The organism is Rhodoblastus sphagnicola, assembly GCF_002937075.1.
GTDB lineage: Bacteria > Pseudomonadota > Alphaproteobacteria > Rhizobiales > Beijerinckiaceae > Rhodoblastus > Rhodoblastus sphagnicola.
Map to the genome: position 1 here is coordinate 21,552 of NZ_NHSJ01000055.1, position 26,379 is coordinate 47,930.

Annotated in this window: 18 protein-coding genes; 7 read left to right on the forward strand and 11 right to left on the reverse strand. The window is 65.0% G+C overall.

Translation table 11 applies throughout. The features are described 5' to 3' along the window. The first annotated feature begins 211 nt into the window (after positions 1-211). On the forward strand, positions 212-1,924 hold the full coding sequence (locus CCR94_RS08595) for a glycosyltransferase family 2 protein (protein WP_158254683.1): 1,713 nt from the start codon (positions 212-214) through the stop codon (positions 1,922-1,924). A 21-nt stretch (positions 1,925-1,945) separates the two neighbouring features. Here the strand turns inward: CCR94_RS08595 and CCR94_RS08600 are convergent, their stop codons facing one another. Next, positions 1,946-3,769 (reverse strand): DUF4422 domain-containing protein, encoded by a 1,824-nt coding sequence (locus CCR94_RS08600; RefSeq protein WP_104507463.1) that lies wholly within the window; start codon positions 3,767-3,769, stop codon positions 1,946-1,948. Positions 3,770-4,104: 335 nt separating this feature from the next. Between CCR94_RS08600 and CCR94_RS08605 the strand changes: the two genes are divergently transcribed. Continuing rightward, entirely contained in the window at positions 4,105-6,423 is a 2,319-nt protein-coding gene (locus CCR94_RS08605; protein ID WP_158254684.1) for a glycosyltransferase, read from the forward strand. Between the two features lie 14 nt (positions 6,424-6,437). Here the strand turns inward: CCR94_RS08605 and CCR94_RS08610 are convergent, their stop codons facing one another. After that, positions 6,438-7,367 (reverse strand): histone deacetylase family protein, encoded by a 930-nt coding sequence (locus tag CCR94_RS08610; RefSeq protein WP_104507481.1) that lies wholly within the window; start codon positions 7,365-7,367, stop codon positions 6,438-6,440. Positions 7,368-7,942: 575 nt separating this feature from the next. On the opposite strand from CCR94_RS08610, the gene CCR94_RS08615 reads away from it, so the two are divergent. Then, the gene (locus CCR94_RS08615; RefSeq protein ID WP_244593998.1) at positions 7,943-8,524 is read left to right on the forward strand and encodes a L,D-transpeptidase; all 582 of its coding nucleotides are present in this window, start codon (positions 7,943-7,945) and stop codon (positions 8,522-8,524) included. 196 nt (positions 8,525-8,720) lie between these two features. Here CCR94_RS08615 and CCR94_RS08620 read toward each other — a convergent pair whose 3' ends face one another. The 4 genes from CCR94_RS08620 to CCR94_RS08635 form a co-directional block, all read right to left on the reverse strand. Further along, positions 8,721-8,933 carry a hypothetical protein gene (locus CCR94_RS08620; RefSeq protein WP_104507466.1) on the reverse strand — a complete coding sequence of 71 codons (213 nt, stop codon included), beginning with the start codon at positions 8,931-8,933 and terminating at the stop codon, positions 8,721-8,723. A gap of 127 nt (positions 8,934-9,060) precedes the next feature. Continuing rightward, positions 9,061-10,530 carry an amidase family protein gene (locus CCR94_RS08625; RefSeq protein ID WP_104507467.1) on the reverse strand — a complete coding sequence of 490 codons (1,470 nt, stop codon included), beginning with the start codon at positions 10,528-10,530 and terminating at the stop codon, positions 9,061-9,063. A 1-nt stretch (position 10,531) separates the two neighbouring features. Next, entirely contained in the window at positions 10,532-10,990 is a 459-nt protein-coding gene (locus CCR94_RS08630) for a MarR family winged helix-turn-helix transcriptional regulator (protein ID WP_104507468.1), read from the reverse strand. Between the two features lie 61 nt (positions 10,991-11,051). Next, complete coding sequence (locus CCR94_RS08635; protein WP_104507469.1) at positions 11,052-15,101, reverse strand: Pls/PosA family non-ribosomal peptide synthetase; 4,050 nt, start codon at positions 15,099-15,101, stop codon at positions 11,052-11,054. A 247-nt stretch (positions 15,102-15,348) separates the two neighbouring features. Between CCR94_RS08635 and CCR94_RS08640 the strand changes: the two genes are divergently transcribed. Further along, positions 15,349-16,227 carry an oxidoreductase gene (locus CCR94_RS08640; RefSeq protein ID WP_104507470.1) on the forward strand — a complete coding sequence of 293 codons (879 nt, stop codon included), beginning with the start codon at positions 15,349-15,351 and terminating at the stop codon, positions 16,225-16,227. A 547-nt stretch (positions 16,228-16,774) separates the two neighbouring features. Next, positions 16,775-17,581 carry a prephenate dehydrogenase gene (locus tag CCR94_RS08645; RefSeq protein ID WP_244594000.1) on the forward strand — a complete coding sequence of 269 codons (807 nt, stop codon included), beginning with the start codon at positions 16,775-16,777 and terminating at the stop codon, positions 17,579-17,581. Here the strand turns inward: CCR94_RS08645 and CCR94_RS26600 are convergent. The 3 genes from CCR94_RS26600 to trpB are packed head-to-tail and all read right to left on the reverse strand — an operon-like array spanning position 17,467 to position 19,985. Then, positions 17,467-17,880, reverse strand: coding sequence for a Rossmann-fold NAD(P)-binding domain-containing protein (locus CCR94_RS26600; RefSeq protein WP_158254685.1), 414 nt, complete (start codon positions 17,878-17,880; stop codon positions 17,467-17,469). The two genes, CCR94_RS08645 and CCR94_RS26600, sit on opposite strands and share 115 nt — an antisense overlap. A 60-nt stretch (positions 17,881-17,940) precedes the next feature. Further along, positions 17,941-18,771: a tryptophan synthase subunit alpha gene (gene trpA / locus CCR94_RS08655; RefSeq protein ID WP_104507473.1), complete on the reverse strand. Its 831-nt coding sequence runs from the start codon at positions 18,769-18,771 to the stop codon at positions 17,941-17,943. Then, complete coding sequence (trpB, locus tag CCR94_RS08660; protein ID WP_104507474.1) at positions 18,768-19,985, reverse strand: tryptophan synthase subunit beta; 1,218 nt, start codon at positions 19,983-19,985, stop codon at positions 18,768-18,770. Before trpB ends, trpA begins: the two co-directional genes overlap by 4 nt. Positions 19,986-20,096: 111 nt before the next feature. Between trpB and CCR94_RS08665 the strand changes: the two genes are divergently transcribed. Beyond that, the gene (locus CCR94_RS08665; RefSeq protein ID WP_104507475.1) at positions 20,097-21,002 is read left to right on the forward strand and encodes a LysR substrate-binding domain-containing protein; all 906 of its coding nucleotides are present in this window, start codon (positions 20,097-20,099) and stop codon (positions 21,000-21,002) included. Between the two features lie 963 nt (positions 21,003-21,965). On the opposite strand, the gene CCR94_RS08670 is transcribed toward CCR94_RS08665, so the two are convergent. After that, complete coding sequence (locus tag CCR94_RS08670) at positions 21,966-22,325, reverse strand: hypothetical protein (RefSeq protein WP_146089915.1); 360 nt, start codon at positions 22,323-22,325, stop codon at positions 21,966-21,968. Between the two features lie 796 nt (positions 22,326-23,121). After that, on the reverse strand, positions 23,122-26,085 hold the full coding sequence (locus CCR94_RS08675) for a filamentous haemagglutinin family protein (RefSeq protein ID WP_104507477.1): 2,964 nt from the start codon (positions 26,083-26,085) through the stop codon (positions 23,122-23,124). Between the two features lie 129 nt (positions 26,086-26,214). Here CCR94_RS08675 and CCR94_RS08680 point away from each other — a divergent pair. Continuing rightward, positions 26,215-26,379 (forward strand): transposase (locus CCR94_RS08680; protein ID WP_146089916.1); only part of this gene is annotated, 165 nt, incomplete at its 3' end.

Below are 26,379 nucleotides of genomic sequence, written 5' to 3' on the forward strand. Positions count from 1 at the left end.
CGACTTCAATCCTGGATTGATAGCTACATCATGACAATCTCAGGTTTATTTTATGCTAACCGGGCGTGCGGACGCGGACGGCTTCGCTGTCCGGTCGCCGCGCGCCGGCGCATGTCGAGGCGCGCAAGCCCACATCCTCGACAGACGATTTGGACTTGCCGCGAAAACGACGTATGAGGAGTCCTATTGGCTTGCCTATGCTGGACTCGACATGGCGCGCGAAGGACTTTTCGACGATCAGGATTGGGCCAATGAGGCCAACGTCGCCGTATATCCCTTTCCAACGCCGCAGCGCTGGGATCTGGTTGTCACCTGTGGCGAGTCCCTCGCCCATGGCGTCGATGCGAGGTCCGGCGACATCTTAAGGCTTCTCGTCGCGCTGGAGGCCGAGGCGCGGGATCGCGCCATCCTGCTGATCTGCGCCGAGTCCGTCGATCCCGCTTTGACATCGGCGCTGGAGCGGGTTGTCGTCCTGGTCGCGCCGCCCCGCCGCAATGCGTTCGGCCGCTATGTCCATTTCCTCGAAGCGCCGGCGCTGCGCTTCGCCTTCGCCGCCGCCGAACTTCTGGCCGAACTGCAACGGCGCGGCCACGAATTCGCCCTCGCCTGCTGCGCCGACCGGGGCGCCGAAGCCTTCTACATTCTGAAAATGCGCCGCCACGGCCAGTTGCGCATCGATGGCGTCGCCTTGCGGCTGCACGGGCCCACCGCGCTGGAGAACGAGGACCAGTCCGCGCCGCTGTGCGAAATGGACCCGCAGATCCGCAACCTGATGGCCGAGGAGATCGCCTGTCTGCGGCAGGCCGACGTCCTGCTCTACAGCGACGAAAACATCCTGGCGCGGGTCGGACGCCTGTGCCGACGCCACGGTTTCGACCCTTTCGCCGGCCCTTCCGCGCGCGCGCGTCGCGAGGCGGCGCCGCTTTGGACGACCTTCGCGCCGCCACCGCCGCAGGCGCGCCTCGACCCGCCGGATGTCCCCGTCGGATTCGTCATTCCCCATTTCAACAATGCCGGATTCATCGCGGACTGCCTGGGCTCCGTGCGCGCCTGCGCCGAACCCGGCGACGAAATCGTGGTGGTCGACGACGTCTCGCGCGCCGACGAGAAGGCGGCGCTGCGCGCCGTGGTCGCGCGGCTGAACGCCGAGGGCGGCGTACAAATCGCGCTGCATGAATTGTCGCACAACGGCGGCCCCGCCGCCGCCCGCAACATCGGCGTCACCCTGCTGGAGCGCGCCGAAGCGATCCAGTTCATCGACGCCGACGACGCGCTCGACGCCGACGGCTTCAAGGCGACGCGCCGCGCCCTGCGGCTCAATCCCGATCTCGCCATGGTTTATGGCCTGCAACGCAATTTCGGGGCGGATCGATTCTATTGGGTGACCATGGACGCCAATCCGCTGACGGCGTTCGAGGAAAACTACTGCCACAGCGCCCCGCTCGTCCGCCGCGCCGCCTTCGAGGCGCTCGGCGGGCAGGACTCCGCCCTGCGCTTTCATTATGAGGATTGGGAGTTCAACGTCCGTCTGTGCCTGTCCGGCCTCGCCGGCGAAATGGTGATGGCGCGGACCCAGCAGTACCGCATGGGCCACGCCTCCCGCACGCTCGAAAACCTCGACCGGCTCGACGCCTCGCGCCAGGCCCTGTTTTCGCATGTCGCGCGCGCGCGACTGTCGGGCGATCCGCACCGCGACCGGCTCGCCGCGACGCTCGCCGTTTATGCCTCCATGCTCGAACGCGCCGGCCTGCTGCAGCCGGGCGCCGGGCAGAGCCGCGAACAGGCCTTGGCGCGCCGGACCGTCGTCCACATCACCGATCTTGAGGAACAGTTGAAGGCGCGGCCGCTGCCGACGTGGCGCAAGAAACTGGCCCGGCTCGCGCTGTCGGTCGCGCGCCGCATCGGCCGCGCGCGAAGGAAATGAGCGCGCGCGGCGTTCACCCGGTCACGACTTTTTCTTGAACTTGCGGGTGAGCGCCTTGATATGCGGACGCATGCGCCGCTCGAACGCATGCGCGGCCTCCCGTTGGCGCCAATACCAGGCGTCCAGTTCGAACTTCAGCTCTTGCGCGCGGGTGCGCGCCCAGGGCGTCTCGTTGCGCCAACGCCAATACAGCGCCGCCAGCGGATGCTCGCAGCGGGGATGCCACGGTTTTGAGGAATCCGTGTAGTGAATCAGGCCGGGATGCAGCGCCGCTTCATGGGCCTCCGCCTCCGAATATTTGTATTCGAGTTCGTTCCAGTCGTAGAGCCGCGCATTGGCGTTCCAGCGCAGCGGCAGCAGCTTGATCCTGTCGTGGAAGGCGATGTTCAGAATGTCCTGGTCCTGAAGCGAGATCAGGTTTTTGTTGCGCGCATAGGACTCCAGATAGAGGCTGTCCGCATCGCAGCCGCGCAGCTTCTCCAGATTGAACACGCAGACGCCCGCGTTGAAATAGCTGTGGCTGAGCGGCAGCCCCAGGCGCCGCGTCTGCATCACGCCGCCCTCGTCCGGACAGGCGGCCGCCAGATTGTCGTCGAGATCGACCCAAATTTTACAGATGTTGTCGGCAAGGATCACATCCGCGTCGATATAAATGGTCTTTTTGACCTCGGGCGGCAGAACCTTGTGCAAGACCAGGCGATAATAGGTCGCGCGCGAAATGTAGGCGCGGTTGTTGGGAAAGAAGTCGAAATCCCCGGCCGGAATTTCGATGAAGTCGATTTGCGTTTCGGCGCGGGGCATCAGCGAAGCCAGCAGGCTCCGGCTGAGTTGCGACAGCGTCGCGTCATGCAGGATGTGAATGGTCAATTGCTGCCGGTCGTGAATGTTGCCGAGCAGCGAGGCGATGGCGGCGCCGCAATGGGGCGCGTATGTGTCGTCGATGGCGAAGGTGACATGGACGCGCTCGGGAACGAGAAAGGCGCGCGCCTCGGCCGCCTGAGCCTCGATGTTGCGCAGCGCCTCTTGCCCATCCGTTACGGGTTTGGCGAAGACGCCGAACGCGACCGAGGCTTCCGCCACGCGGGCGCCGGCCGTCGCGACGAGGTAATCGACATAGGCGCCGCACAGCCGTTCGGACAGGAAGCCGAAAACCCGCTTCTGGTAGCCGTCATAGCCGGAAACGTCGATGTCCTTCTCCGCATCGAACAGGACGTCGAACAGCCATTGTGCGTAGCGCTTGAAGTAATCCGCGCGCATGACGAACATATTCGCGAACGTGCAGCGCTCCGAGTAAAGGTAGCGCAGCACAAACGGATAGATTTCTGGATACTTGTTCTTGATGACCGCGATAACCGTGTCGAGATCGCGGATGTTGTGCTCCTTCGCGAAGAAGTCGTAATTGGTCATCGTCAGCTTTTCGAGCCCGACCGGATGCACGTCCCAGCGCGGCGAGGTGACGATGTCGCATGTGGTCAGCAGGGCCTCGATCTGAGGCCGGCTCCACCCGAACCGGGCGATCGTTTCGGGTGAAACATCGTTGAATGAGCTGAATGTGCTGGTCAGCGCGCCGATGCGCCTGAAATTGAGGAAACGACGATATTGGAACAGGCCGTAATAGTCCGCCTCGACGTTTTTCCACATCCAGTACAGCGCGGTCAGTTCGCAATAGCTCGGATTTTTCGCCGAGATGTTATCGCCCGTGTCGTCGCGCGCGCATTGCGGCAGGTGCGTCTCGGACAGGGCGGCGCCCACCTGGATCGGCGTGAATATGTCATCGCGGAAGATCGGACCGGGCTTGTGATGGCAGACAAAAAACGCGAATTTCCGCTTCGAGTCCTGATCCATTTCACACCAAACAGTTGAGACCGCGAACAGCGGGCCGGCGCGCGAACAATGCGTTCGTTTTGCAGAGCGGCCCCGGCAAGTCAAGATTTAATCCCTTTTGGATAGAAACTTGAATAGATTGGACGATTACCAGAAAATAGCCGCCTCGGCGCATGATTTGCCAGCGGAACAGGCGGACTGAGCATTCGATGAATGCGGGCTTGCTCGGTCAGGCTGGCGAGCGCGGCGCCTCGCCTTCGCGCGCCTCGCCTGCTATAGCGGGCAGGCATTTGGCTCGCCGTTCGCGGATTATCTGGATTCCCTTTATGCTCTCCGACGCAGGATCTCCCCAGTCTTTGACGACCCCGCTGTTTGAAGACCGCGCCGCACGTTTCAATCTCAAGCCCCGGCGCTGGGATTTCGTCCTGACCTGCTACGAACCCCTGAGCATGGTGACCGGCGGCATCGGCACCTATTCGCGCCTTCTCTTGCGGCTGCTGTCGCAAAACGCCGAAGGCCGGTCCGTGCTGCTGATCTGCGCCGCCGACCTCGATCCGCGCCTCGCGGCGCTGCTGCCGAACATATCCGTGATCACGGCGGCGCCGATCCATCATCGCCAGGGGCTGCATGTCGAGGATGTCGGCAACGACCACATGCGCTTTTCGCTCGCCGTGGCGGAAACGCTGTGGATGTTGCAACAGCACGGCCACGGTTTTCGGTTCATCGAATTTCCCGATTACGGCATGGAAGGCTATTTCAGCCTGAAAATGCGACGCCACGGGCAGTTGCGGCTGGACAGGGTGGCGGTGCGGCTGCATTCGCCATTGCTCATGCTGTTCGACGACAACAACGACCCGCTTTACGTCAACGACGTGATCCGGCGGCGCTCGCTCGGCTACGAACTGTTCTGCTACCGCCACGCCGACGCGCTGACCTATGGCGCGCGGGCCATGTTCGAACGCGTCGAGGCGATCTGCCGGCAAAAGGGCGTGGAGATCGCCGCGCGCGCCGTCCGCATTCCCCATCCCAAGGCGGAGCCAGGCCTGTTCGAGCTGGAGGCGGCCCCGGCCGACCCGAAGCCCGCGCCGCGCCCCGATGATCGCCCGCTGACGCTGTGCTATGTCGGACGGCTGGAGAACCGCAAGGGCATCGCCCATTTCTTCGAGACCGTCGCCGCCGCGCCGGACATTGTCGCGTTGATCAAGGACAGGAACCTGCGGTTCCAACTGCTGGGCCTCGATCTGCCCCATGACGAAAAGCACAGCAATGGCGATCTGATCCACGCCGCCGCCGAACGCGCCGGCCTCAGCGCCCATGTCGAAATTTTCGGCTATATCGACCAGCAGACGTTGCCCGAACAATTCCTGGCCCACGCCGACGCCTTCCTGTTTCCCTCGATCTTCGAGAATTATCCCAACGCCTTGCTGGAAACCCTGCCCTATGGCAAGCCGACGCTGGTGAGCGCGCGCGGCGGTATGCCGGAAATCGCAGCGCCCTTTCCCGAGGTGAAAAGCTACGATCCGCTCGCGCCCGACGCGGCCGACGCCATTTTCGCTTTTCTCTCGGCGCTGACCCCGCTGCCGCCCAACCCCGACGCGCGGGAAAAATTCGACAGGATCGCGCGCGAGTCCAACGCCAGAATGCTCGCCGATTATTTCGCCCTGGTCGAGGCGCCCGCCGCGCCGCCGCCGGCGGAGGGCGCGGATTTCGGCGTCGCCTTCATCGTGCCGCACTACAATTCCACCGCCGATCTCGCCGAATGTCTCGGCTCGATCCGCGCCTGCGCCAGGGAGGGCGACGAAATCATCGTGGTGGACGACGCCTCGCGCCCCGAGGAGGTCGGGCGCCTCGGGGAGATCGTGGAAAAGGCCAATCGGGCGGGAAAGCCGGCGATCCAGCTCATCGCGATGGAGCGCAACGGCGGCCCCTCCGAGGCGCGCAATCGCGGCGCGGCCGCCGTCGGGACGGCCAGCGTCCTCCAGTTCCTCGACGCCGACGACATGCTGGACGCCGACGGATTTCGCGCCACGCGGACGGCGCTGCGCCGGAATCCCGACCTCGACATGGCCTATGGCGTTCAGCGCTCCCATGGCGAGCGCAACCATTTCTGGTTCACCACCGACGCCAATCCCATGACCGTGCTCGACGAAAACTGCGCCCACAGCGCCATTCTCGTGCGCAAATCCGCGTTCGACCGGTTGGGCGGCTATGCGCCGGACCTGCGCCATTTGTTCGAGGACTGGGAGTTCAACGCCCGCTTCTGTCTGGCTGGCTTCACCGGCGAGGCGGTGATGGCGACGACGCAGATCTACCGCGTTCGACCGAAGTCACGCTCGACCGAAAACGCCGATGTGCTGTTCGATGCGCGCCAGCGCCTGCTCGCCCATCTCGCCCGCTGCGACAGAATTTCCGGCGACGCCCACGCCGACCGGTTGATCGCGGCCATCGCCGGCTATGTCTCGATGCTCGCCCGACACGGGCTGATCTCCCGCGCAGCCTTGCAGGACCCGGAGGCGTTCGGAAAACCGGAAATGCTGGAGGGCCGCGTCGTCCAGAATGCGACGGTGCGTGAGTTGCGTAGCCGCATCAAGGAAAAAAACCTGCCGCGCTGGCGCAAGCTGGCGTCGAGCCTGCTGCTGTCGCTGACGAAAAAGCTGGGGGGACTTCCGGTGTGACGGCGGCTGAACCGCTATATCCCCATCAGCGTCAGCACATGGGCGGCGACCGAGCGCGCGAGACCGTCGAGGTCGTAGCCGCCTTCAAGCAGCGACACGACACGACCGCCGCATTTGCGGTCGGCGAGATCCATCAGTTTTGACGTCGCCCAGGCGAAATCAGCCTCGGTCAGATTGAGATTGGCGAGCGGATCGCGGCGGTGCCCGTCGAAGCCGGCGGAAATGATCAGCAAGTCGGGGCTGAAGTCCTCAAGGCGCGGCAGGATGGCGACTTCCATCGCCTCGCGAAAATTCATGCTTCCGTCGCCGGCCGACAGCGGCGCATTGACCATATTGTTGTATTCGCCACGCTCGCCGGCCGAACCCGTGCCGGGATAAAGCGGCATTTCGTGGGTCGAGGCGTACATCACGCGCGGGTCGGACCAGAAAATGTCCTGGGTGCCATTGCCGTGATGGGCGTCGAAATCCATGATGGCGACGCGCTGGGCGTCGTGGACGGCTATGGCGTGGCGGGCGGCCACGGCGGCGTTGTTGAAGAAGCAGAAGCCCATCGGCGTCGCGCGCTCGGCGTGATGACCGGGCGGGCGCATGGCGACGAAGGCATTGTCCACCTTGTGCGTCATCACCTCGTCAATGGCTTGGCAGCAGCCGCCGATGGCGCGATAGGCCGCCGCAAGCGTGCCCGGACTCATGGTGGTGTCGCTGTCCAGTTTGGCGAAGCCGTCGCGCGGCGAAGTTTGCTCCAGCGCCGCGAGATAGGATTCGGGATGGACGCGCAAGGCCTGTTCGCGCGACCCGTCGACCGCCTGATCGCGGATCAGCGTCATGAATTTCTCATGTTCGAGAATGCGCTCCACCACACGGACGCGGTCGGGGCGTTCGGGATGCCCGGGTCCATTGTCGTGATCGAGCCCGCTGGGATGCGTAATCAGAAGCGTGTTCAAGTGCTGCTCGCCAATGTCCTCGACGGGTCCGTGCGCCACGGCGTGCGGGCCGGCGGCGAAGTCCCAAGGATTTCCAGCAGTTTGAAATGCACAGCCGTCTCATAGGCGGAAAAAAAGCTCCGCCCTGTCGCCGGCCAAAGCATTTCGCGCGCGGGAAAAACCTCGGCGTCTTCCTTCCCCAAATTTCCTTTTACGCGAAGCTCCGCCTTTCGGCTGGCCTCGCGCGCTTGTTGGCGGAAAAGCTGCGCCTTCCCGCGCTATAGGGTCAGCATCGCGCTATTTGCCGCTTCTGTCCAACATTGTTTATGGCTTTCGCCGAAAGTCGAGCATTTGCCGAAAAATTTTAACCATGCCTTGAGATTGTTCTCCAACAATGGCCTTGGCGTCGCAGTGTCATTTTTGGGTGACGGTGTGGCCCATCCGTCACAGGACTCGCTTTTGACGCGATCCGGCCGCCTTCGCGGTCGCAATCGGGGTGACGGCGCGGCTGCATATGGTAATTATCGATTGAATGGACCGGGCGGAACAATTCGGGGCGGGCAATGAATTTTCGAACATTGGCATGTATTGGCTTGATGACGACGGCCTTGGCCGGCTGCAACGGCGTCGGCGGCGTCCGCACGCCGGACCCGAACCTCAACGCCAAGGACAAGGAATTCCTGTCGCTGGCGCCCAACGCCAATGTCGGCGGCGAATATGAGCGCTTTATCGTGGACGATCCCACCGGCGCCGCGCCGGGCACGATCACCATCGATTCCAGCCAGAATTTCCTCTATTATTCCATGCCCAACAAGAAGGCGATCCGCTACGGCGTCGCCACCGGCAGCGAGGCCGCCGGCTGGAAGGGCGAGGCGCGCGTCGGCAAGCTGGCGGAATGGCCGGGCTGGATGCCGCCGGCCGACATGCTGGAGCGCTGGCCGCATCTGCGCCCGACGGCGGAAGCCGGCGGCCTGCCCGGCGGCCCCGACAATCCGCTCGGCGCGCGCGCCCTGTACCTGTTCCAGGGCAGCAAGGACACGCTGTACCGCATCCACGGCACCAACGAGCCGGACAAGATCGGCCAGCACGTGTCATCGGGCTGCATCCGCATGCGCAATGTGGACGCCATCGACCTCTACAACCGCGTGAAGATCGGGACCAAGGTCGTCGTGCTCTGAGGCCATCCGCGCAAAACCAAAAACGCCCCCGGAAACGGGGGCGTTTTTGTTTGCGCGCCGAGGAGGAGCGTTGGGGTTAGGGACGTTGGCTTTCCTGAACATGGAAGCCAATGCCCCAGCCCCTCTCCCCCAAAGCGGGGCCAGAGGACGCGCGTCGTCGACCGGGCGTGAAGAGCCGTGCGGCGCGGAACGGGCCTCAGGCGGCGCGGTTCGGGAACGTCAGCACCTTGGCCTCGGCGGCGCCCCGTTCGATCTGGCGCTGTTGGATCTCGGCAAGCAGGAGATCCGGCGCGAACAGCGCCGCCTCGACGGCGGCGAGGCCGATTTCGCGATAAAGCCGCGATTGCAGATCGCGCGCGTCCTGCCGGGGCGGCTGGGCGGGGATGGCGGTGGAGAGCAGTTCGTTCATGGCACGACTCGGGGCTTACGCGTTACGCTCGGGCGACAAGTCCCCGCCGACCCGGGAGGGTTCACAAAGTGCGAAGACCATGCCCACAACTTGAACGATCAGAGTAAAGCGGCCGTTAAGCCGGCGTTCAGGCGCCTGTGCCAAAAGGAAATGGCGGCGGCCGAAATCCGCCGCCGGCCTCTTCGATCACGGCGGCCAGCGCCAGCGCCGACCGGTCCTCGTCATAGGGACAAATGATTTGAACGCCGCGCGGCAGGCCGGAAGGCCCCGGCGCCACCGGCGCGACCACGGCCGGCAGATGCGCCAGAGCGGCGAGGCAGGCCCATTTCAACAGGTCATGATAAGCGAGATCGCCGGAGCGAAGCGCGAGCCGGCGCTCGAACGGGTCCGGCGTCAGGTCGTGCGCGATGGCGAGACAGGGCGCGGGCGGACAGAGAATCGCGTCATGGCGCTGGAAAAAATCGGCGAAGGCCTGTTTCATCGCGCCGCGCCGCGTCATGAGCTGCGCATAGGCGGCCGCATCCATCCGCGCGGCGCGCGCCCGCAGCGCCAGCCAGAAGGAACCGCCCGCCTGCTCGGCGGCGCGGCGCTTGACCTCGGGGGCGGCGCCGGCGAAGCCGATGGCGAAGTTGAGCAAAGCGTAGATCTCCACCGCCTCGGCGAAAGCGAAATCCGGCTTGGCCGGCTCAACGCGCGCGCCCGCCTCGCGCAGCAAGTCGGCCGCGTGCAAAACCCCCTGTTCGACTTCGGCATCGACCGGCGCGAAATTCGGATCGAGCCAGAGCGCCACGCGCCAGTCGCCGGGACGGCGGCGGCGCGGTTTTGCCAGAAAGGCGGGGCCGGACGCATTGACCGGCCCGGCGATCACCGACAGGGCCAGCTCCAGATCCCCGGCCGAGCGCGCCAACGGCCCGGCGACGCCGAGATCGGGCGGGTTCTTCAGCTTGATCGACGGCAGCGGCGGAATGTGGCCGAGCATGGGAACCTGGCTCCAACTGGTTTTCAGCCCAAAAACGCCGCAGCCATGCGCCGGCCAGCGGATCGAGCCGCCCAGATCCGAACCGAGTTCGAAGGCGGTCAGCCCGGCCGCCACCGCCGCCGCCGCGCCGCCGGACGAGCCGCCCGGCGAACGCGAGAGATCCCAGGGGTTGCTGGTCGCGCCGAACAGGGCGTTGTGGGTTTGGAAATCGCCGGTCATGCGCGGCACATTGCTTTTGGCGAAAATCACGGCGCCGGCGGCGCGCAGCCGCGCCACGGCGAGCGCGTCCTCCTCCGGCATATAGTCGGCGAGCTCCTCGGCGCCGCAGGTGGTGGGCATGCCGGTGACGGCGAAGCTGTCCTTGATCGAAAGCGGCAGGCCGTCGAGCGGCAGGCCATCGCGGCGGGCGAGGCGTTTGTCGGACTCGTCGGCGGCGCGCAGCGCGGAAGACTCGTCCCAGCCGATCAGCGCGTTGAGCGGCGGATTGCGCTCCAGCACCCGATCCCACAAGGCTTCAAACAATTCGCGGGCGGAAAAATCGCGCCGGCGCAGGGCGTCGCGCCAGACGCGGGCGGGCGCGGCGAAGAACGCCTCGTCGAAACCGGTGAGATCGGACACGTCAGGCGTCCTGTTCGGCCACGTCGCCGGTCGCCCGGACGAGGTCGCGCAACTCCACCAGCAGGCCGTCGAGCTGCGCCAGCCGCTCCGGGGCGATGCGCCCGAAGGTGTCGGCGACGAAGGCCTGCTGCGCCTCTATGCCGCTTCGCGCCAGCTCTCGGCCCGCGGGCGTGAGATGGATGGCGTGCGAGCGGCGGTCGCTCTGCAAGGTGCGGCGCTCGACCAGACCGCTGGCGACGAGACGGTCCACCAGCCCGGAAATATTGCCCTTGGTGACGTAAAGCCGCGCCGCCAGCTCCTGCTGCGACATGCCCTCGCGTTCCGTCAGCGTGGTGAGCACGTCGCATTGGGCGACGGAAAGATCGAAGTGACGCAAGCGGCTGGCCACCGCCATGCGGCTGCGGGTGTGCAAGCGGATCAGGCGGAACCAGACCCGCAAGGCGTCGTCGGTTTGTGTCATTCAGGCAAAAGCCTCCCGACTCCGAACGTAACCGCACCGGCCTGCCGCCGCAAGGAGCCCCCTATGCGGCGGCGTTCACCACCTTGGCCGGCGCGGCGGGCGAACCGGCCCATTCGGTGTTCGCAGGAATCGATTCGCCCTTCATCACGATGGTCAGCGGCCCGAGACGGGCGTAATCGCCGACATGGGAATCGTACAGCACGGTGGAGCCCGCGCCGACGGTGACGCCCGAACCCAGCTTGACGCGGCCGACCTTCATCACCCGGTCCTCGTAGAGATGGGTTTGCAGGGCGCAGAGCGCGTTGAGGTTGCAGAAATCGCCGACCTCGACGCAGTCGAATTCGGTGATGTCGGTCATGTCGAACACGCAGCCCTTGCCGATTTTCGCGCCGAACAGCCGCATGAACCAGGGCAGGAACGGCGTGCAGCGCAAATGGTCGAGCATGACCTTGCCGGCGAGGCCCCAGTAGAGCACGGCGACGGCTTCCGTGCGCATCGCCCACCACGACCACATCGGCTTGGTCACCGGCTCGTAGCGCCCCATGGTCAGCCATTTCACCGCCACCACCACCAGCGTCATGGCCGCCGCGATCAGCGTCGAGGCCGCCACGAACATCCAGAACACCTCGCCGTAGCGGCCTTCGAGCATGGCCGGCCCGAACCACTCGATCGCCCAGGTGCCGAAGGTGATGAACAGCATGGTCGGCAGCGAAATGTGGACCGCTTCAAACACGCCGCGCGCGATTTTTTTCCATTTCGGCGGTTCATAGGTCCAGTTGGCGCCGGCGCCGTCAAAACGCTGGCGCACCGGCAGCTTGATCGGCGGCGAGCCGAACCAGGTGTCGCCCGGCGACATCAGGTCATTGGCCGGCGGCTTGGACTTGATGCCGATCAGCGCGCCGTCGGGGATCACGGCGCCGGGCGGGACCACGCCGTCATTGCCGACGAAGACGCGCGATCCCGTCGTCAGCTTTTCCAGCCGCATCCAGCCGCGCCTGATGTCCTCGTCGCCGAGGATGACCTCGTCGGCGATGAAGCATTTGTCGCCGATCTCCACCAGATCGTAGCGCCCGGAGAGATTGGTCGAAATCTCCGAATCCTTGCCGATTTTCGCGCCCATCAGCCGGTACCAGGTCCGCATGTAGATGGTGGCGTAGAGCGAGGACAGGGTTTCCAGCGTCACCTCGGTCGCCAGCGCCACCGCCCATTTGCGCATGTAGAACCAGGAGAACACCGAATAATTGCCCTCGCGCACGCGGGGCAGGACGATCCAGCGCACGCAGGCGATGAAGCCCACGGTCACCAGCACCATGACGAAAGCGGTCGGCCACGCCATGATCGGAATCGCCTCCATGTAGAGCATACGACTCTGCGCCGCGAGGCCGAGCGCCTCGTCGATGCGGTCGAACACCCAGAAGGCCGGAAACAGCGGCAGCAGGCCGACCGGCGGGATGGCGAGCAGCAGCAGGGTATAAAGGAAGGTTTGCAGGCTGCGCTTGCCAGCCGAGACCGTCGCGAACGGGCGCAGGGACTCCTTGTCGACCGACCCCACGCACACACCCGGCGAGCCATCGAAAATTTCCCAGGCGCGCACCCTGGTGTGGGGCGCGAGCGCGGTGAGGTCGCGCATTTCTGCGCCCTCCTCCAGCACGCAATGGTCCTCGATCACGCAGGACGAGCCGATATAGCAGTCCGGGCCGATCTCGATCGGACCGACGATCATTTCGTCGCCCACGAAGGTCACGTTGGAGAGCTTGGCGCGCTGGCCGATGGTGGTTCCCTCGCCAATGGAGACGAGGTCGAACGCGCCGATCTCCAGCTCGGAAATATTGGCGTCCTGGCCGACCCTGACGCCCAGCGCCTTCAGGTAGATCCGCATCAGCGGCGAGCCCTGGAACCACTTGATGTGCGTCAGGTTCAGCATGCGCTGCACCAGCCACCAGCGGAAATAATACACGCCCCAGATCGGATAGCGGCCCGGCTTGAACTTGCCGATGACGATCCATTTCACCGCTATGGCGAGGATGACCGTGACGACCTGGACGATCAGATAGACGCCGAGCAGCGAGGCCACCTCCTGGCCGAAACTGGCGTCGGTGTCGGTGAGCAGCATGTAGGAGACGAAAATACCCAGCCATTGCGCCGTGGACAGCGCCAGCAGGAACGGCAGGCAGATCGCCTGGGCGAGGCCGCACAGGAAACGCCGATAAAGCGGCGGCGGCGTGAACGAAAGGTCCTTTGGCGCGCCGACCGTGGCGGATTTTTCGTCGAGCAAGGCCGCGATGGCGCGCAGCGTCCGGCCGGAATACATGTCCTGCAAGGTGACGCCGGCGAGGCGCGGCGTCTGGCGCACGATGGAGACGAAACGCGCCGCCAGCAGCGAATGGCCGCCAAGATCGGTGAAGAAATCGGCTTCGAACGGCACGGTCTGCGGCGGCAGCACTTTTAGCGCAGCCTCCAACAGCAGGGCTTCCGTCTCGGTTTGCGGGTCTTCCTGCGCCTCCGCCGTCGCCGGCGCGGTGAGCGGCTCCTTCTTCAGCGCCTTGCGGTCAACCTTGCCGGAGGACAGGCGCGGCAGGTTTTCGCGCGTCTCATAGCGCGCCGGGGTCATGTAGGCCGGCAGGGTCGCGCGCAGGCCGCTGCGTAAAATCTTGGGGTCGAGCGTGGCGCCGTCCTCGGGCACGAGGAAGGCGACCAACTGGTCCATGCCGTCGTCATTGCGCAGCACCACGGCGGCCTGTTTCACGCCCGGCTGGATGGAAAGCTTGGCCTCGATCTCGCCGAGTTCGACGCGGAAGCCGCGAATCTTGACCTGATCGTCGATGCGACCGTGGAAGGAGAGGCTTCCGTCCGCCTCCATCACCACGGCGTCGCCGGAACGGTAGAGGATCGGGTCGTCGCCGGTCGAGGGGAAGGGATTCGCGATGAATTTTTCCGCCGTCAGCGTCTCGCGCTTGAGATAGCCGCGCGCCACGCCGGGGCCGCCGATCAGCAATTCGCCTTCCACGCCGCGCGGCAGCAAGTTGTTGGCCTCGTCGGCGACATAGCAGGTGTAATTGGCGATGGGGTCGCCAATGCTCACGGGCTTGTCCGGATGGACCTCGGCCATGGTGGCGACGACCGTCGCCTCGGTCGGGCCATAGGAATTGAAGATTTTCCGGCCCGGCTTGCACCAGCGCGCGGCCAGCGCCGGCGGGCAGGCCTCGCCGCCGAGAATGATGAGGCGCAGGCCGCCGGGGTCGCGCGGCAGCAGCGACAGCAGCGTCGGCACGGTGTCGAGCACGCTGACGCCGATTTCATCCATCAGATCGGGCAGTTTGTCCGCCTCGCCCATGACTTCGGGCGTGGCGACGAACAGTTCGGCGCCGACCAGATAGGGAATCCAGATTTCCTCCATCGACAGATCGAAGGCGATGGAGGCGCCCTGGAACACCACGTCGGCGCGGGTGACGCCATAGTTCGCATTGGCCGAGCGCAGGTAATGGCAGATGTTGCGCCCGGTGATGACGATGCCTTTCGGCGTGCCGGTCGAACCGGAGGTGTAGATCATGTAGGCGGGATGGTCGGGCGTCGTCCCGTTCTTCCGCGCGTCCACCGGCGTCTGGTCGTTGGCGTCGATCAGGTCGGACTCGGTGACGACGGCCACGCTGATTCCGCCTCTGGCCTTGAGCGCAAAAGTTTCGGAGGTCAGCAGCGCCTTGGCCTGCGCGTCCTGCAAACAGGTCTCGATGCGCTCGACCGGCGCGTCGGCGTCAAATGGCAGCCAGGCGGCGCCGGTTTTTGCAATGGCGATCTGGCCAATCAGCAATTCCGGGCCGCGCGCGCCCCACAGGCCGACCACGTCGCCCGGTCCGATGCCGCGCCGAATCAGACCGCGCGCCAGGGCGGTGGCCTCATGATCGACCCGGCCATAGGACAGCTTGCGCTCCATGGTGGTCATGGCGATGGCCTGCGGCGCCGTCTTGACCGTCTCGGCGAAGATTTCGGCCAAAAGCTCGTCGCGCAAAAATTCCGGCCGCTTCGCGCCGCGCAGGACGGACGACTGCGAGCCAGGATGGGCGCCGGCGGACGACTCGGAGGCAATGATCGTTTCGGCGTCTGATTCGCTCATATCCCTGATCCGTCTGGAACCCTGGGCGTCGATTGCGGCAAATCGCAACGCGCCTCACATCGTCTGTTCTCGAAGGTTTCGAAAACGACCCAAATTTTCGCATGGCTACGCCATGGCCTGCGCGCGAGGGCGGCGGCCCCGTCTATCATGGTTTTCCGCTCGGTCCTACCCGCAAATATCCGACCTGCCCGCTCAACTTTCCTGCGCCGGGGCGCGGTGCTAGGAATAGGAAAAAGGAGGCGGGAACATGGCGCGCATCGATCGCTCGGTCTGGTTCGTCACGGGATGCTCGACCGGTTTTGGCCGCGAAATCGCCCGGCAATTGCTGGAAGCGGGCAAAAAAGTGGTCGTCACCGCCCGCGACGCCGAAAAAATCGCCGATCTCGCCGCCTTGGCCCCCGAAAACGCGCTGGCGCTCAGTCTCAACGTGGACAAGGCCGACGAGATCGCCGCGGCCGTCAAGGCGGCGCGGGAAAAATTCGGGCGAATCGACGTGCTCGTCAACAATGCCGGCTATGGCTATCTCGCGGCGGTCGAGGAAGGCGAGGACGCGGAAATCCGCGCCATGTTCGAGACCAATGTGTTTGGCCTCGCCGCTTTGTGCCGCGCCGTGCTGCCGATCATGCGGGCGCAAAAATCCGGCGTCATCGTCAATATTTCCTCGATGGGCGGAATCTGCGGTTTTCCCGGAATCGGCTATTACAACGCCACCAAATTCGCGGTCGAGGGGCTGTCGGAGGCGATGGCCAAGGAATTGGCGCCGCTCGGCGTAAAAGTCTTGATCGTCGAGCCTGGCCCGTTCCGCACCGATTGGGCCGGACGGTCGCTGAAAACGCCGAAACAGGCCATCGACGCCTATGCCGAAACCGCCGTCGCCCGGCGCAAGGCGACGCAGGCCTATAGCGGGACGCAACTCGGCGACCCCGCGCGCGGGGCGGCGGCGATCATCGCGACGGCGCAGAGCGCCAGTCCGCCGTTGCGGTTGGCGCTCGGTTCGGTGGCGCAAAATGTCATCGGGGAACGCACGGAAGCTTTTCGCCTCGAACTGGAGGCCGGGCGGGAGGTGGCGCTGTCCTGCGATTATCCGGAGACGGCGGAATCTGGGGGCAAGCCGAAGATCCGTTAGTGGCGCGGTTCCGGCTCGCTTGACTCTTTCGCTGCCGTTGCGCCAAGGTCGCTGCGAAAATTTCGGGGTCAAGCGTCATGGCCAAAGTCTTGCGTATTATTGCCGTTGTCGCCGTCGGTCTTGCCGCCGCCGCCTGCACCCCCTGCGGCGACTGGTCGAAGTTCAACAGTTTCACCAACGCCTGCCATTCGACCGAGGTGAAGTGATCGCCGGGCTGTGAGTGTTTGACAAAAGCGTGGACCGCTCTCGTGCTTCGAGACGGAGCTTTCAGCGCATCTGCGGTATTGAAGCTGTTGGAGCGCCATGCGCGCCAAATGGATTCCAAATCGTCAAGCTCGTGATCCAAAATGACGCGCGTCATTCCGAATGGCCGCCGGACGGACGGAGCTTGCGCTTGACTTTCGTGAGTTGACCAGCTTGACCGGGGACGCGCCGCTCATCATGAATTCGTTGGTCCAACGAATTCATGATGAGCTTCCTTCGTGTTCGCAGGATTTTCTTCCAAGAACCGGCGTCCGCTTCCCGTTCCCGGGAATCCTGCTTAGAGATTGATGTGAGCCAAGGGCAGACGAAAAGAAAAAAACGAAATCCGCCACGGATCGGCCTGATCGGGCTCGGCGCCTTCGGCCGGTTGATCGCCGCGCATCTGGGCGGCCGTTTTCCGCTTCTGGGCTACGATCCGCAGGCGTCCGCGCAGCTCAAGGGCGTCGCCCTCGCCGCCCTGGCGGAGGCCGCCGCTTGCGACGTGGTGATTCTGGCGGTTCCCGTGCCGGCGCTGCGCAACGTCATCCGCGACATCCGGCCGCATCTGCGCGCCGGCGCGCTGGTGCTCGACGTCGGATCGGTCAAGGTTCTCCCCGCCCGGATCATGCGCGAGGAACTGCCGGACACCGTGGACATTATCGGGACGCATCCGATGTTTGGCCCGCAGAGCGCGCGCGGCGGCGTCAAGGGTCTAAAAATCGTGCTGTGCCCGATTCGCGGCCGCTGGGTCCGGCCGCTCGCCGGCTGGCTGCGCCAGACCCTCGGGCTCGACGCCATCATCGCCACGCCGGAGCAGCACGACCGCGAAGCCGCCATGGTGCAGGGCCTGACCCATCTGATCGCCAAGGTGTTGGTGGAGATGGAGCCCCTGCCCCGCGCCATGACCACGGTCAGCTTCGACCTGCTGATGCGCGCAGTGGACATGGTGCGCCATGACGCGCCGGAGGTCTTTTACGCCATCGAGCGGATGAACCCTTATGTTCCGGAAGTGCGGCGGAAGTTTTTCGGGCTGGCGGCCGAACTGGCCGAGCATCTGGAGCAGAACGGCGAAGGCGGGGAACAAAAGCAGGGCGACTGCTTGCCGCATTGACTCCGGCGGTGTTTATTTTGGCGCGCGGGATCGCGTTTCATGGTTTTCGCCGCCATGACCGCTTGAGCCATCAGGGGGGCGACCGTCATGGGACCGACGCCGCCGGGATGAGAGCCGGCGTCGATGACGACGGCGCGGTCCATGATCCAGTCGCCGCGTATGAAACGCGCGTTCGAGATCAGGTGCTTGACCACCTTGAACGCGAAAAGCATGTCGCGAACCTGCGCCGCAGATGATTGGGCTTTCGCGACAATGCGAAGGTCCGTCTCGTGGATCACGGAATTGTCTGCGTTCCGCACGAGAAGCCCGCCAGCGACCGTCTTGAGAACGCGCCGGGGTTCGGCCTGGATCTCCGGTTGTCATGGCCTTGATCCTCTGGCGCACGGCGCGCGAACACTCTGTGCTGCGCCGCGCAAGGCGCGCGCAAAACCATACACGGATTCCAGGGCGGCGCTCGCGCCGCCTTGCGCGAGCGTTTCGACCAATTGCGAGCCGATGACCACAAGGTCGGCCTGTTCGGCGAGGTCGCGCGCCTGCGCCGGCTCGCGAATGCCGAAACCGGCGGCGACGGGGAGTGTCGTGTGGCGCCGCACGCGGGCGATGGCGGTTGAAACCTCAGCGGGCGAACAGCGCGCGGCGCCCGTCGTCCCGTTGATCGTGGCGTGATAGACGAAGCCGCTGACGCCCCGCAAAATCTCGGCAAGCCGGGCGTCGTCGCTGGTCGGCGCCGTCATCGCGATCAGATGCAGGCCGGAAGATCGCGCCGCCGCGCGAAACGGCGCGGCGTGCTCGACCGGCAGGTCGAGCAGCAGCGCCGCGTCCGCGCCTGAGGCCGCCGCCTCCGCGAAAAAGTTTTGGACGCCATATTGCAGCGCCGGATTGAGATAGCCCATCAAGACAACCGGCGTGGTCGCATCCGTTTCGCGCAGCGCCGCGACCAATGCCAGCGTGCGCGCCGTGGTCTGGCCGGCGGCGCGGGCGCGCAAATGGGCTTTCTGGATGGTCGGGCCGTCGGCGACCGGATCGCTGAACGGCAGGCCGAGTTCGATGACGTCGGCGCCCGCCGCGCCAAGCCCGGCGAGCAGCGTCCGGCTGGCGTCGAAATCGGGATCGCCGGCCATGAAATAGCACACCAGACCCGCGCGGTTTTGCGCGCGCAACTGCGCAAGTCTTGCGTCGAGGCGGTTCATGCGGCATCTCCCTTATGCTGGAGAACGGTGTCGAGATCCTTGTCGCCGCGCCCGCTGAGATTGACGACGAGAATTTCGTCCGGCGTCATGGTTGGCGCCAGGCGGCGCGCGAAGGCGAGGGCATGTGCGCTTTCCAGCGCGGGCAATATGCCCTGGCTCCGCGCCAGCCAGTGAAAGGCTGCGAGCGCCTCGTCGTCGTCCACCGTGGCATAGGTCACGCGACCGCTTTCGCGCAGTTGGGCGTGTTCGGGGCCGACGCCCGGATAGTCCAGCCCGGCCGAGACGGAATGCGCGTCGAGAATCTGGCCGTCCTCGTCCTGCAACAGATAGGTGTAATTGCCGTGCAGGACGCCGGGGCGTCCGCCGGAAAGACAGGCCGCGTGCTTGCCGCTGGCCAGTCCGAAGCCGCCAGCTTCGACGCCATAGCAGCGCACAGAGGGCTCCGCGAGAAACGGATGGAACAGGCCGATCGCGTTTGAGCCGCCGCCGACGCAGGCCACCAGCGCGTCGGGCAGGCGGCCGCAGCGGGCGAACACCTGCTCGCGCGTCTCCTCGCCGATGATGCGCTGGAAGTCGCGCACCATCGTCGGATAGGGATGCGGGCCGGCGCCGGTTCCGAGCAGGTAGTACGAGTCCTCGACATGGGTGATCCAGTCGCGCAAAGCCTCGTTCATCGCATCCTTGAGGGTCGCGGCGCCGGACTGCACGGCGCGGATTTCGGCGCCGAGCAGGCGCATGCGCGCGACATTGGGCGCCTGCCGCGCCATGTCCGCCGCGCCCATGTAGATCACGCAGCGCAGGCCGAACAGCGCGCAGACGGTCGCGGTGGCGACGCCATGCTGGCCGGCGCCGGTTTCGGCGATCACCCGGCGTTTGCCCATGCGCTCGGCGAGCAGGATCTGGCCGACGCAATTGTTGATCTTGTGCGCGCCGGTGTGGTTGAGGTCCTCGCGCTTGAGAAAGATTTGCGCCCCGCCCAGTTCCTTGGTCAGTGTTTCCGCCGGGAACAGCGGACTAGGCCGCCCCACATAATCGGCCAGGATCTGGCGGCGACGCGCGTGAAAGGCGGCGTCGGCGTCGGCCTTCGCCAGTTCCTCGCGCAATTCGCGCAAAGCCGGCATCAACGTTTCCGGCATATAGGCGCCGCCGAAACGGCCGAACAGTCCCGCCGCGTCCGGCTCCCGCGCCTGTCGAGGAGAATTCGTCATGGTCATGTCGCGCTCCTGATATAAGATAGACTTGCAGCCTATCCCTTCAGATACGCTTGTTATATTGATGATTGCTCACATGAAGATATGAGCTGAATTCACACCAGAAAGCCCTCCATGCGCCGCCTGCCGCCTCTGAATGCGCTGCGCGTCTTTGACGCGGCGGCGCGCTGTCTGAATTTTTCCGCAGCGGCGGCGGAGCTGTGTGTCACCCACAGCGCGGTCAGCCACCAGATGCGACAACTGGAGGCGTTTTTGGGCTGCGCGCTGTTCGTGCGCCATGCTGGCGGGGTGCGCCTGACCGCCGCGGGCGAGCGGTTGCGCGTCGCCAGCTTTTTGGCGTTCGATCAGTTGGAGCGGTGTTGCGCAGAAATTTCCGCCGGCGACGACGCAACCGAACTGACGCTCGGCGCGCCCGGCAGCTTTCTCGCCAACTGGCTGATCCCGCGCTTGGCCGGCTTCGAGGTCGCGCAGCCGGACATAAGCCTGCACTTGCGCACCTGCGGCGATCTGGAGGCGCTGGAGAAACGGCGCGTCGACGCGCTGATCCTGAGCGGGCGCGACTGGCCGCGCGTGATCAGCGCCCATTCGCTGTTCGAAGACGCCGTCGGCCCGGTCTGCGTCCAGGCGCTGGCCGACGGTCTTCGCCAGCCGGCCGATCTCGCGGGGCGACCGCTGCTGCACACCAAGTCGCACCCGGAGGCGTGGCCGATCTGGGCGGCAACCCTGGGCCTGCCGGCGGCGGGCTTCGACGCCGGGCGCCGGTTCGACCATCTCGCACTGATGCTGGAGGCGGCGGCTTCGGGACTCGGCGTCGGCATTGCGCCGGCGCTGCTGGTCGCACGCGAAATCGAAAGCGGGCGTCTGGTCGCGCCGTTCGGCTTCGCGCCCTGCGGCGCGTCTTTCGCCTTTTGCACGCTGAGGACGCGCGCCGCCGAGCCGGGACTGCGGGCCTTGCGCCAATGGCTGGAGGATGAAGCGGGTGGGCGCGGGCCTCCGGCCCAAACGCCGTGCTGCAAATGAACCAACCCATCAGGCGCCGTTCGAAATGCGCCATGAAATCCACCACCCGCGCCGACGAGGGCGGCACATGACGGTCGACCTGCGCGTCCTCCCTAGCCCCAGCCCGAAACGCCCCGGGCCCGATTGGACGGACGACGCCGTCGGGCGACGTCACAACCCGAAATTCCTCAGGCATTGCCTCATAAGAGGCGCGATGAACCCAGCGGATGAACTCGACCGAGATCGGCGACGGCAATGCGCCCGTCAGGTAGAGTTCGTCGATCCGGCGATGCGCCAACACATGCGCGCGCTTCGAACGCCAAAGGGCGACGCTCGGGTTCGACTTAAGCCCCAGCCAATGCGCGTTCGATATCCCGGGCCGCGTGTTGCGCCCCTCGATCAGATTCGAATAGTGGCAATTCATGACGCGAACGAGATCGGCGAGTTCGGCAGCCGCCTCGGGATGGAGTCCCGCCCCGAGCGGCGCGGATTCAGCTTGTATCGCCTTGAGCGGAATGCCCCAATCCACCTTGGCCACCTGAAGACAGTGACGCAGGATGGTCAACTCCCTTCGAACCGACGAAGGTGAGACCTGTTTCAGGCGGTCATCCCTGTAGGAAGCCACCTTAGCCGAGTTGAGCTTGGTCAGCGGCGTCTGGGCTATCGAGTGGCTCCGCAGCGTCCGCGGCCGGTAAGATTCTGTGCGGGAACCCTTCTTCGCCGGGGTTACCGTTTCGGCATACCTGACCAGCAGGTCGTCCAGGCTGGCGAAAGATTGTGACACCGGGGCGTTACCCTTGAGTCTCATCTGGGCCTGCCAGCGAAATCCCCTTTCGCGAAACGTCGCCCTGCCTGCTCACCTCGTGTGACAAGCGGTGTGACAACCTGAGTTTAGGCATGGGAACACGAGGGCTGAACTGGGCGAAATCCTCGGTTTTTCAGGGCCTTGAGATGGCGCGCCATTCAGAATAAAACCACGAACTCTTATGTAATTGAGATCATGTTATAATGGACATTCCATTGGCTGGGGACCGCGCGGCCGTCAGAGCCGCTCGCTCCGCCGACGTCGCCACCGGCATAGATGCGGATCGGCTCGTCGTCATTCGCATGGGTGATGGTCTTGTTGTGCTGATGGCGCTCGGTGGTGTCGGCGGCGCTCGGCAACACGATCGGGAACACCAGCGCCGCGCCCGTCTTGGTCTCTCCATAGTTGGACGACAACGCCCCCGGCGGCCAGGCGGGCTCGGTGTCGAGCATGGCGATGGAGGTGGAGGCGATATCGCCGCCGGCGAGCAAGCCAAGCTGCCCCGCCGGGCTCGGCGCCAGAAGGATGGATCTCGCCACGGTGATACCTTGCACGTTCGTGCGCAGGTCGATGTCGCCGGTCAGCGCGACGGCGCCGAACGAGCCAGGATAGACCGCCTGCTGCCTGCTGCCTGCTGCCTGCTGCCGCTTGGGCGTAGAACGACGTGAGCAGGCGGTCGTTCTTATTGGTGACGGTGACGCTGCCGTTGGCTTGCAGGGTCAGGGCGGCGTTGGCGGAATAGAAGGGCGAGGCGTTGTGATTGCTCGCCAGCGCCGAGCCCGCCGTGCCGCCGTTGTCGATTTCGTACTGCTGCGGCCCGAGCGCGGCGGCGCCCTGCAAGGTCGGGCCGCCGCCGGCTTCGATGTCGATGGTCGCGTCTGTCATGGAAAGCCGCAGCAGATTGAGGAGCGAGAGATTCGATGGGATGCGGCCGTTTGAGTGATGTCGCCGCCGGTCGCGATCGTCACATTGCCGCCGCCGAAGGTGGCGATCGCCTGCGGGTTCTTGAGGCTTGAGGACGAACGGAGCAATATTTGAATATTGCCCGCGCGGCGCGGGCGCACTTCAGCTAAACTTGCATACTAATCAAGCTTGAGCGGACGCCGGAGGCCATAACTTACGCGCTGAAATCTTTCAAGAGACCCGAGGAGGCGCTGATTCTCGCAAAGGCGCTGCGCGAAGCGGCGGCGCATGATGAAGCGCTGGAGATTGCAGACATCGGTCTTGGGTTTGCAGGCAATGTAGACGAGAGATGGAGGCCAATGGATTTGCAGTTGGCCAGCCGATGGCGCAAAGGGCGTTGCATCCGAATTATCACCCAGCCTCATTGGAATATCAGCGTTCGTCGAGTCGGCGCCGCTCCGATTGCGCCAGTTGCTGCTTCTGCTCATCGGTGAGCTCGCCGACGCCAACGATCTGAAAGGCGCTGTTCGGATTGTAAGTTCGCTTCTCCTTATAACGCGACGGTTGGTCGGGCTGCTGCCGCGCGCCATTATCATCACCCCCGCCATATCCGATCACCTCAACGATGATGACGGAGGGCCGGTCGCTGTTGTTCGGCTGGGCCGGCGCTTCGGCGGTCTTGGCGGCGGCGCCGGCAGCGTTATTGGCCGCGGTCAGCGCGCCGACCGGCGGTCCCTGCGTCACCGGGAGGCCGGCGCTGACGCCCTGAACCTGGATGTTGAAGGCGTTCAAAACCTGCAGGGCGACGAGGTTGAGGTCGCCGGCCACCCGGATGCCGGCGGCGCCCGCGTCGATGACGCCGTGCGGAGCGGTCAGGATCACATTGCTCTTGGTCGGATCCTGCCCCGGCACCGAAATCAGCGCGCCGATGCCGGCGCCTGTGACGAGCCCGGTCGGCGACACCCGGCAATAGCCGTCGCTGTCGCAGATCAGCCGCAGCGGCGGATAGGCCGCTGAGCTCTTTGGCCCCTTGCCGGCGTTGAGGTCGCCATTGGCTGAGAACATCTCGACATTGCCGCCCTGCTCGGTGAAGACGCGGCTCTGATAGATCAGCACGCTGGCGTCGGTATAGGTGCGCACTGAGCCGCCCTGCAGCGTGAGAATGCCTTGCTGCGCCGGCGTCAGCGTGTCGGCGCTGTTGGAGCCGACATAGGCGTTACCGCCGGGGCCGAGAATATCGATGTCGCCGCCGGTCTGGGTCTCGACCAGCGTGCGCGGCATTCTCAAATCCCCGGTGCGCCTGAGCGCGGGCGCCGCCCCGGTGCCGCCGGCGCTGTTGTCGGTATAGCCGAGCGAGGCCGGAAACAGCGTCGCGATCGCCTCATAGGCGCGGGCATATTTGCCGGAATAAGCGCTCGACGGATCGTTGTAGTCGAGGCCGACCTGCTTCAGCAGCGTGAGGAAGTCGCGGTCGATGCCCAGCTTCATTGCGTCCAACTGATGCAGCAGCGACAGGAACTGCGCTGGCGTCAGATCGAAGGCGAGGCCGCCGAGGCCGGTCTTGGCCGCCAGCGCTGACAGCTTGCCGTTGATGGCCACGGTCGGCAGCGCATTGAACACCTCCGCAGCCTCGGCGGGGGTGAGCGTGACGGCCACGCTCGGATTGGCAATGCCGGCCGCCTTGGCTTGCTTGACGATCAACTGCGCGACAAGCTGTTCGAGCTGCGGAACGATGCTAGGGACGACGTCGATGCCGCTGGCCGCGGCGGTGGCCGCATCGCCATAGCTGGCGATCGCGGCGGCATAGTCGATGCCGCCCGCGACGCCGAAACGCAGCGCGATGTCGGCGCCTTGCCTCGGCAGGTAGAATTTGGTCGGCAAGCTGGTCCGGCCGCTGTTGGCGCCGTCGCCGATCGCGAAGATGCCGCCGCCCATGTCGCGGTCCGGGTTTGCGGCGATGGAAACCCTGTCATAGGTGCTGAACGGCCCGAGGTTGCGGCCAGCCGCGATCAGAAGGTCGCCAGGTCCGTAAAGGGTGAAGCTGGTGCTGGTTCCCGATGGAAATTGGCCGATGACCTCGGGCATGCGCCGGGCGAGGATATCGCGGCCGGCGACGATGCTGGTGATGTCGGCGTCAGCGTTGTTCTCGCCGGTCAAGGTGATGTTGACGATGTCGCGCCCCGCCCTCACCCTTGCCGGTTTCAGCAGCGAATAGCTGCCGCCGCTGATGTCCTTGCCGGCGTAGATCAGCACTGGGACATCGTCGCCAACGTGCAGCGGCGCGACCGACGCGTCGTCTAACATCGTGACCGTGACGGGAACGGTGTCCGTGGAATGGCGGATATTGGCGGCACTGCCAAGGATCGAACCGCCGGCGATAAGGCTCAACTGGCCGGTCGAGGATGCATAGAGATTGATCTGATTTTGCGGGACGCCACTGGCCAGCGCGATGTCGCCGGTCAGCGCCGTGACGGAGAGGTTCGGCGGCATAAGACTGCCCGGTTGGGCGCCACCGATATAATTCTCAAAGATGGCCCCGTGGGTGAACAGCGTGTCGGTGTAGCCATCGCCGGATCCATTGGACTGGTAGAGCGAATTGACGGCGATCGCCCCCGTGCTGCTCTGCAGCGCCACGCCGCTGTTCGCCCCAAAGCTTTCGAAACTGGCGCCGATGGCAGACGGCAGGGTGCGCCCCGCCTTGGCTTGACTATAGCTTTTCGGCAGCTCATTCGCCAACAAATCGGCGGGAATTTTGGTCGGCTCGAAAATGCCGCCGAGGTCGATCGACCCCGCCGCCTGCACGCTGATATGGCCGTCCTGCACGGCGAGCAGCAGCGGTACAGAAAACTGGATCATCTGTCCGGTGTCTGGATCGCTGCTCATAGGAAGTTTATCATAACTCAACACGGTCTTGTAGAGCGTCGCGTCGGCGACAACGTCTCCGCCGGCGCGAATCAAACCGGCGCCGCGGCCGACATAATAGACGCCGGAGAGCACGTCATTGCCGGCTTCGACCAGCAGATTGCCGCCGCCGTAATAATGCGCGGTCGCCGCCGGCCCGGTCGCCGACTGGCCGCCCGAATACTGGATGGTCTCGGGGAGCGAGGCCGAGACGTCCTGCACATTGCGACCGGCCTTCAGCATGATGTTGCCGCCGCCGAGCGCTCCGAAGCCCTGGAAGAACCTGCCGTAGTTGATCCAGCTCGAATATTGCACGCCACTGCCCGACGGATCGAACGGCACGCTGGGGATGGTGGCCACGCGGCCGTTGACATAATACCAGCCGCTCCAGAACTCGCCGGTAGACACCCCAACGGAATTGCCGTCCGTCGCGTACCGGAACCCATCCGGATCGACCGGCGTCTCGATGCCGATGATGTCGCGCCCCGCCGTCACGGTGATGGCGCCGCCACCCTTCGCCCAGACCGGCGTGGTGAGTATCCCGTTGCCAACCGTTCCGCTTGGAAGGACTGAACCGCGCCGGGTTTGCCGGAGGCTCCAACTCCCAAATAGGATGGAGCCATCATGAGCACTACGACCAACAAATTTTCACCTGAGGTTCGCGCCCGCGCGGTGCGGATGGTTTTGGATCACGAAGGCGATCACGCCTCGCACTGGGCGGCGGTATCGTCGGTGGCGTCGAAGATCGGCTGCTCGCCGCACACCCTGCGTGAATGGGTCAACAAGGCT